Source organism: Thermoanaerobaculia bacterium (genome assembly GCA_035260525.1).
Lineage (GTDB): Bacteria > Acidobacteriota > Thermoanaerobaculia > UBA5066 > DATFVB01 > DATFVB01.
Genome location: DATFVB010000036.1, coordinates 1 through 7,493 on the forward strand (window position 1 = coordinate 1; position 7,493 = coordinate 7,493).

Sequence of the window (7,493 nt, forward strand, 5' to 3'; positions counted from 1 at the left end):
TGCTAACAGTCGCCGCGTTCTTCAGTGACACCGCCGACGAGGCGCGGTGAGGCGCGAGCCCGGCGGGATGCGGGCCGCCGGCCGGACGCTAAGGCGTACCGAAAGCGTACGTCGTGCGGCCGGCCGGCGGCACGCGCCCGCCCGGCTCGATGCATCGCCGCGCCCGCGCTACAGCAATAAGGAGGCGGAGCGGGATTCGGTCTGGACCTGCTTCATCGTGCATTGCTTCGGCGCCTTGTCGGGTCGCCATCGCAGGAGCTTCGTCCCGTGGCGGAAGCGGCCCCCCGAGAAAGAGTCGTAGCGGACCTCGACGACGAGCCTGGGCGCGAGCGGCTTCCAGTCACCGCTCCGCTCGGTGCTCCAGCGGCTCGGGCCGCCCGGCGCGCGGCCGGTGAAGCCGGGCGGCTTCACGAGCTTTTCGAGCGCCTTCGTCAGCGCCTTGCGGTCCCCCTTCAGTCCCGACGTGAAGCCGACGTGATGGAGCTTGCCGGCATCGTCGTAGAGCCCGAGGAGGAGCGAGCCCACCTCGCGGGTGCGCGAGCCGTAGCGGAAGCCGCCGACGACGCAGTCCGCCGTGCGGAGGCTCTTGATCTTCTGCATCCCGCTCCGCTCGCCGGAGCGGTAGTCGACGTCCAGCGCCTTCGCGACGACCCCGTCGAGCCCGCCGCCGACCATCCGGAACCATTCCTTCGCGCGGCCGGCGTCCCGCGTGGCGGGAGAGAGGAGGATCCGCTTCGCGCGCTTGAAGTGCTTCTTCGCGAACGCTTCGAGCTTGCGCCGGCGCTCCTTCAGCGGACGGCCGACGAGCGAGCGTCCCTCCTCGTCGACGAGAAGGTCGAACACGACGAGCGCCGCGGGCGACTCTTTCGCGAGCTTCCGGATCCGGCTCTCCGCCGGATGGATCCGCAGCAGCAGATCGTCGAACGAGAAGCGGTCCCCGACCGGGACGACGATCTCGCCGTCGAGCACGAACTTCCGCGCGGCCATTCCGAGGAGCGTTTCGACCACCTCGGGAAAGTAGCGTCCGAGCGGCTGGCCGCTCTTGGACTGCAGGTCGACGCTGCTCCCGTCCCGAAACGCGATGCAGCGGAAGCCGTCCCATTTCGGCTCGTACTGCCATCCCGGACCCTCCGGAATCGCGTCGACGAGGAGCGCCTCCATCGGCGGATACGGCGGCGATATCGGGAGCGTCACAGGTACTCCTCCAGCCGGAATCGCCCCTTCTTCGACAGGAGCGGGGCCCAGAGATCGCCGAGGCGGCGCACCCGCGCGACGACGTTGTCGATCCGGAAATCCTCGATCGCGATCCCCTGCTCGACCTCGTTCCACCTGACCGGCGTCGAGACGCCGGCCTCCGGCGACGGACGCACGGAGTAGATCGACGCGAGCGTCCGGCCCCAGGCGTTCTGGTTGTAGTCGACGAGGACACGGCGCGCGGGACGCTTCGCGATGCGGTACTCGGACGTCGCGAGCTTCGGGTGCCGCGCCGCGATCTCCTGCGCGAACCGCTTGGCGAATCCCCAGACCTCCTTCTGGGTCGGGCCGCGGACGATCGGCACGTAGACGTGGATGCCGCGCGAGCCGGTCGTCTTCGCGAAACGGGGCATGCCGAGCGCGGCGAGCGCGGCGCCGACGGCGAGCGCCGTCTCTCTCACCTGCGCAAACGACCCGCCCTTGACCGGATCGAGGTCGAAATGGAGGAAATCGGGTCGGTTCACGTCGTCGCAGCGTGCGTACCACGGGTTCAGGTCGATGCATCCGAGGTTGATCACCCACAGGAGCCCGGCGAGATCGTCCACGACCGGAAAGTCGATGACGCTGCCCGACGCGTGTTCGATCGCGCACGTCCGGATCCACTCCGGCCGCGGGGAGGGCGCGCGCTTCATGAAGAAGAACTCGCCGCCGGCGCCGTGCGGATAGCGCTTCATCACCATCGCGCGGTCGGCGACGTGCGGCAGGAGCCACGGCGAGATCGCCGCGTAATAGCGCAGGAGGTCCCCCTTCGTCACGCCGAGCTTCGGCCAGAAGACCTTCCGCAGGTTCGTGAGCCTGACCCGCTTCTTCCCGATCGCGATCTCGGCCTCGTCCCGGTCGGCGGGGATGGCGGCGGACGCCGGCGGCTTCACGGTTCCTCCTTCGCGGCCGCGCGCCGGATCGGGACGAGCTTCGGCGGGCGGCGCCCGTGCCGCTGCCCGGTCTCCACGGCGACGTAGGCGAGCTCGTGGAGCTCGCGCACGCACCGCAGCAGGAGCCCGCCCCGGCTCATGTCGCCGCGCCCCGCGAAATCGGCGGGGAACCGCAGCCGCGGCCCGAGCGCCGGCGAGAGGATGCCGATGTATTTCGCCGTCGCGATGCTCCCCAGGAGCACGACCTCGTCCTCCTCCGCGAGGTTTCCGGCGAGACGCCGCGCGGCGCGCTCGAACGGAGCCCGATACCGCGGCTCCGCCGCGTCGATTGCGACCGAGGCGAATTCCCGGATGTCGCCGACGGTCACGCGCTCCTCGGCGTCCACGAGCCCCCGGGTCGGCGTGATCACGAGCGTTCCGGCCGTACCCGGACGGGCGGCCGCGAAGGCCTTTGCATACGCCAGCTTTCCGCGAAAATACAGCCCGCTCAGGAACGAGAAGACCTCGCCGATCGGTGCGCCCCCGGACCTCCGCAAGCGATCCGCCAGCGGAAAGGCCGCTTCTTCCCGTATCAACACGCGGGCTCTCTCCCCGGCACAGGAAGCGGGAGAGAGCAGGAAGATCCGGCAAGCCATGCGGCGCCATTTTGCACGAGCCGGGCCAAACCCGGAAAACTCCGGTGGGTGCGGCGCGGCGCGGGCGGCGAAACGGGAACTTTCGATTCCCCTTTCCGTAGATGCTGGGTGAGCGGCCACGGCGCCGGAGGGGCCCACGGACGCGCCGGAGAGGCGCCACGGACGCGCCGGCGAGGCGCCATAAAGGACGGGATAGATGAAGAAGCGATGGATCGGGGCGGGAATCACGGCGGTCGTCCTCATGGGCGGGCTGATCGCGGCGCGCAGCCGCGGGAAGAGCGCTCCGAAGGAGGAGTCGAGCCCGTTCCGGCTCGGCAAGGTCGAAGCCGAGGACCTGCAGGTGAGCGTTCGTGAAGTCGGGGTCGTCGATCCCGAGACGAAGGTCGACGTCAAGTCCGCCGTATCGGGACGGGTCGTCTCGCTCAAGGTGCGGGAAGGCGCGGTCGTCCGGGTCGGGGACGTGCTCGCGGAAGTCGAGCCCGACGTCACCCAGGCCCAGTCCCTGTCCGACGTTCAGGCGGGCGTGCGCCAGTCCCGCCTCCGTCTCGAGGACGCGGAGCGGGAGTTCGCCAACCAGAAGGCGCTCTACGACAACGGCCTCGTCGGCAGCGACGCCTTGAAGGCGGTGACGAACAAGCGTGCGCAGGCCCGGCAGGAGCTCGAGGCGGCGCAGACCCGGTACCGGATCGTCGAAGACCACGGCATCCCGATCTCCGGCGACGCGACCACCCAGAAGGCGCGCGTGACAAGTCCGATGAACGGGGTCGTGATCAGCAAGGGAGTCGAGCTCGGCGAGACCGTGACCTCCGGGGTCTCTTCGTTCAACGAGGGGACCGTGCTCTTCACGGTCGCGGACCTGAAGTCGCTCCTGATCCGCGTGAACTTGAACGAGGTCGACATCGCCAAGGTCCACGTCGGCGAGCCCGTCCGCATCACTCTCGACGCGTATCCTCAGAAGGTCTTCTCGGGGAAGGTCCGGTTCGTCGCCCCCGCCGCCAAGCTCGTCGACAAGATCAAGGTCTTCGAAGTCGAGGTCGCGCTCGACGAGCTGTCCGACGCCTACCGCACCGGGATGAGCGCCAACGTCGAGATCCTCGGGGAGCGCCGGCCGCACACGATCTCGATCCCGATCGAAGCCCTGCAGCGCAAGGACGGGAAGCCGGTGGCCTACCGCCTCAAGGAGAAATTGCCCGCCAAGCTCATGGCCGCCGCGAAGGAAGGCCTTTCCGGACGCAACAAGTACACGTGGCTCTCGGAGCACTGGAAGGACTACTTCGAGCCGGTGCCGGTGACCGCCGGGGTCGCCACGCTCGAGCGCGTCGAGATCCTGTCCGGCCTCGAGGCGAACAGCCAGATCTGCCTCGAGGACCCGACCCGGAAGAAGGTCGAAAAGGACGATGAGAACAACTGACGGCGGGCCGATCATCGACGTCGCCGGGCTCACGAAGGTCTACGGAGCCAACGGCACGGCCGTGCACGCGCTGCGGGGCGTCGACCTGGCCGTCTCGGCCGGGGAGTTCGTCGCGCTGATCGGCCCCTCCGGGTCCGGGAAGTCGACGCTCATGGCGATCCTCGGCTGCCTGGACTCGCCGACGGCGGGAACCTACCGTTTCGACGGCGAGCGCGTGGACGGCCTCTCGGGCCCGGCGCTCGCGAAGATTCGCAACGCGAAGATCGGCTTCGTCTTCCAGAATTACAACCTGCTGCCGAAAGCCTCCGTCGTCCGCAACGTCGAGCTCCCGATGCTCTACGCGGGCGTGGGCCGCCGCGAGCGCCGGGAGCGGGCGATGGAGCTCCTCCACACCGTTGGCATCGCGGAGAAGGCCGGGCAGCTTCCGGCGGCGCTCTCCGGCGGCCAGCGCCAGCGCGTGGCGATCGCCCGGGCGCTCGCGAACCGCCCGAAGATGCTGCTCGCCGACGAGCCGACGGGCGCGCTCGACTCGAAGACCGGGCACGAGGTGCTGGCGCTCTTCCAGGACCTCCACGCCCGCGGGAACACCGTCCTCCTCGTCACGCACGACCCGACGATCGCCGCGCTCGCCCAGAGGCGCGTCGAGATCCACGACGGCCTCGTCCGCCCGGACGAAGCGGCGGCGTGAGGCGCCCGTGAGCGACTCCGGCCAGGGGGCCTTCCGCGAGCGCGTCCGGTCCGCCTGGACCGAGATGCGCGAGAACCCCGGACGCTCGACACTCCAGGCGCTCGGCGTGATGCTCGGAGTCGCCTCGGTTCTCGGCGGCTTCTCGATCGCCGACAGCCAGCGGCGGCGCGCGGAGGAGCTCTTCGTCAAGATCGGCGGGCTCGACAAGCTGAACGTCCAGCCGGCGGCGGCGGTCAAGGACGGGACGACGCCCTCGGCGCTCCAGACGGCGAACCTGGGGCTGCGCGGGGCCGACGCCGACTCGGGAGAGGCGCTCGACGCCGCCCGGATCGCCGGCGTGAGCCAGCAGAAGTTCGCGCGGGCCCGCGTCCGCTCCCCCTACGCGGACCAGGAACGGCCGATCACGGGGATCGCGGGCGACTTCCTCGCCATCAACGGCTACTCGCTCGAGGCCGGCCGGAAGTTCTCCGCGCACGACCTCGACACGGCGGCGCCCGTCGCGATTCTCGGCAAGGAGGCCGCGAGCGTCTTCTTCCCGACCGGCGACGTCGTCGGGCAGCAGATCCGCGTCGGCGACACGCCGGTCACCGTGATCGGGCTCCTTCAGGAGAAGGTCTTCCGGTTCCGGGAGGGACAGGGGAACATTTTCGCGTGGCGCAACCGCCTGATCGCCCTTCCGGCGAGCCTCGTCTCCCGGCGCATGCAGGGGGACGCGTACGAGCGCCTCGACCGCGTCACGTTCCGGCTTCCGCAGGTCCGGGCGATCGCCGGGTTCTCGAAGCAGCTCGACGTGCTGCTCACCGCCAATCACCGCCTCCAGCGCGACTTCCGGCTCGACGACGTCGGAGCGCGGATGCGCAAGATGGAGAGCCAGGGAGACATCTACAACATGATCTTCATGCTCTCCGGCGTCCTCGCGCTCCTCGGAGGCGGCATGGTCAACGTGAACATCCAGATGGCGACGCTGAAGGAGCGCGTCCGGGAGGTCGGCGTGAAGATGGCGATCGGCGCCGGCGGCCGCGAGATCTTCAAGGAGTTCATGACGGAGGCGCTCCTCCTGACCGGGGCGGGCGGATTCGTCGGACTCGCGATCGGGATCGCGTTCTCGAAGATCATCACGGCGGCGATCGGGATCCCGCTCCACATGGAGGCCGCGAGCTTCGCGTGGGCGTATGCCCTCGCGGCGGTGTTCGGCTTCGTGTTCGCGCTCTACCCCGCCGTCAAGGCGAGCCGCCTCTCGCCGATGGAGGCGCTCCGGTATGAGTGAGGCGCTCCTCGGGCTGAATGCTTCGGCGGCGCCCGCGTCGCCGGGCGCCCGCCCGCGATTCACGTTTTCCGCGCGTGCCGGCCTCGTTTTCTCGGTCGTGACCGGCGGTCTCGTCGAGCTCTGGGCCCACAAGCTGCGGTCGATCCTGACCCTCACGCTCCTCACGCTCGGCGTCTTCGCGCTCGTCGTCATGACGTCGGTCCTCGACGGCGTCCTCGACAAGATCGCGACCGGCTTCGCGGGGCTCTCCTGGGACGGCACGGTCATGGTCGTCCCGAAGTCTCCCGAGACGACGGAAGAACAGAAGCGGTTCGCCATGAGCCCGGGGCTGCGGTTCGAAGACCTTCCGCGCGTCACCGCCGCAGACCCGAAGGTGATCGGGTTCCTGCCGCGGGCCTACAAGCGCTCCGCCACCCGGGTCACCGGAGGAACGGAACGGATCTTCGTCACCGGCGTGACTCCCGATTACGCGGCGCTGATGAACCGGCCGATCGGGATCGGCCGCGGTCTCACCGAGAACGACGAGCGCCGTCGGAGCACGGTCGCGGTCGCGGGGGCCACACTCGCGTCGAAGCTCTTCGGAGGGTCGGACCCGGTCGGCCGCGACATCATCGTGGAAGGCGTGCCCTTCCGCGTCGTCGGCGTCCAGGCTCCGGGGCAGATCTTCTCCGACGAGAACTACATGGACGCCAACGGCATCCACATCCCGCTCGCGACTTACATGGACCGCATCGATCCCGCCCACCCGCTCGCGCAGATCGCGGTCAAGCTCCGCGCCAAGAGCGACATGGGAGCGGTCTCCGCGATGATGCTCGGGCGCGTGCGCCAGGCGCACCACGGGATCGAGGACGTCGAGATCCGCGACCTCGACGCCGACCTGGCCCGAAGCTACGCGAACTTCCTCGACCAGATGCGCGGATGGCGCATCGTCCTGATGAGTCTCGCCGGGACGGTCCTCCTCGTCGGAGGCGTCGGCGTCCTCTCCGTGATGCTCATCTCCTTCTCCGACCGGCGCTACGAGATCGGGCTGCGCAAGGCGATGGGCGCCTCCGACGGCGAGATCCTCGTCCAGTTCCTCCTCGAGGCCGTCGTCCTGGCGTCCCTCGGGGCTCTCGCCGGCACCGTCGGCGGCGCGCTCCTCTGCCGGGGGCTCTCCGACAAATTTCCGTACGGTCTCGTCGTCAACCCGGTCGGGCTGATCGTGGCCTGGGGAGTGGCGCTGGCGCTCGCGATCGCGTTCGGTATGTATCCGGCCGTGAAGGCGTCGCGGCTTTCACCGATGGAAGCCATGCAATAAGGGCTGGCGCGGACCATACGCGCCGTTATACGTGTCCGTCGGAGCCGTGCCGACGGCTCGACGTACACT

7 protein-coding genes are annotated in these 7,493 nt (G+C 69.4%); 4 read left to right on the forward strand and 3 right to left on the reverse strand.

The annotated features are described in order from the left end of the window. Positions 1 to 168 precede the first annotated feature (168 nt). Genes VKH46_01445 through VKH46_01455 form a run of 3 tightly spaced genes read right to left on the reverse strand, consistent with a single transcriptional unit; the run spans position 169 to position 2,704 of the window. Positions 169 to 1,194, reverse strand: a complete 1,026-nt coding sequence (locus VKH46_01445) for an ATP-dependent DNA ligase (protein ID HKB69476.1) — start codon at positions 1,192 to 1,194, stop codon at positions 169 to 171. Then, complete coding sequence (gene ligD, locus VKH46_01450) at positions 1,191 to 2,126, reverse strand: non-homologous end-joining DNA ligase (GenBank protein ID HKB69477.1); 936 nt, start codon at positions 2,124 to 2,126, stop codon at positions 1,191 to 1,193. Before ligD ends, VKH46_01445 begins: the two co-directional genes overlap by 4 nt. Next, the gene (locus VKH46_01455) at positions 2,123 to 2,704 is read right to left on the reverse strand and encodes a hypothetical protein (protein HKB69478.1); all 582 of its coding nucleotides are present in this window, start codon (positions 2,702 to 2,704) and stop codon (positions 2,123 to 2,125) included. Before VKH46_01455 ends, ligD begins: the two co-directional genes overlap by 4 nt. A gap of 253 nt (positions 2,705 to 2,957) precedes the next feature. Here VKH46_01455 and VKH46_01460 point away from each other — a divergent pair, with 253 nt between their 5' ends. From VKH46_01460 to VKH46_01475, 4 genes are read left to right on the forward strand one after another with little or no spacing between them, the layout of a single operon-like run. Next, a complete protein-coding gene (locus VKH46_01460; GenBank protein HKB69479.1) occupies positions 2,958 to 4,172 on the forward strand; it encodes an efflux RND transporter periplasmic adaptor subunit in 1,215 nt (404 codons plus the stop codon). Further along, positions 4,159 to 4,860, forward strand: a complete 702-nt coding sequence (locus VKH46_01465; protein ID HKB69480.1) for an ABC transporter ATP-binding protein — start codon at positions 4,159 to 4,161, stop codon at positions 4,858 to 4,860. Before VKH46_01460 ends, VKH46_01465 begins: the two co-directional genes overlap by 14 nt. A gap of 7 nt (positions 4,861 to 4,867) precedes the next feature. Beyond that, positions 4,868 to 6,127, forward strand: coding sequence for an ABC transporter permease (locus tag VKH46_01470; GenBank protein ID HKB69481.1), 1,260 nt, complete (start codon positions 4,868 to 4,870; stop codon positions 6,125 to 6,127). After that, positions 6,120 to 7,424, forward strand: coding sequence for an ABC transporter permease (locus VKH46_01475; protein ID HKB69482.1), 1,305 nt, complete (start codon positions 6,120 to 6,122; stop codon positions 7,422 to 7,424). Before VKH46_01470 ends, VKH46_01475 begins: the two co-directional genes overlap by 8 nt. Positions 7,425 to 7,493: the final 69 nt, after the last annotated feature.

Excerpts from the sequence above, each read along its gene's own strand:
- VKH46_01460 (HKB69479.1), top strand. The coding sequence starts at position 2,958 with ATGAAGAAGCGATGGATCGGGGCGGGAATCACGGCGGTCGTCCTCATG.
- VKH46_01465 (HKB69480.1), top strand. The coding sequence starts at position 4,159 with ATGAGAACAACTGACGGCGGGCCGATCATCGACGTCGCCGGGCTCACG.
- VKH46_01475 (HKB69482.1), top strand. The coding sequence starts at position 6,120 with ATGAGTGAGGCGCTCCTCGGGCTGAATGCTTCGGCGGCGCCCGCGTCG.